The sequence below is a fragment of the Psychroserpens mesophilus genome, from assembly GCF_050617655.1.
Lineage (GTDB): Bacteria > Bacteroidota > Bacteroidia > Flavobacteriales > Flavobacteriaceae > Psychroserpens > Psychroserpens mesophilus_A.
Window position 1 is genome coordinate 1 of record NZ_JBODQC010000174.1, and the last position, 270, is coordinate 270.

Sequence of the window (270 nt, forward strand, 5' to 3'; positions counted from 1 at the left end):
CGCCAATTTTTCGATGCTGCTGGATTTCCTTTCCTCCGAACCCGACGGGGAGGAACGCAACCGGATCCTGGGCATGCCCAACAATGCTTCGGACAACCTGCTGGAGACCCTCGAAAACCTCAACGAGGTGATCGCCATCAATACAAATGTGCGGATGGAAAAGAAGGAGGTCCGCCTGTACCGGGCGGTACACGCTGCCCAACAGCACCTGTCGGAATTCCTGAAATCCCACAATGCCAAAGTATTCAACGCAATCCCGCCGCTGGCTGT

1 pseudogene is annotated in these 270 nt (G+C 55.6%); it reads left to right on the plus strand.

The annotated features are described in order from the left end of the window. Positions 1-270, plus strand: a pseudogene (locus ACRHNM_RS16830) (PAS domain-containing sensor histidine kinase); the annotation flags it as partial.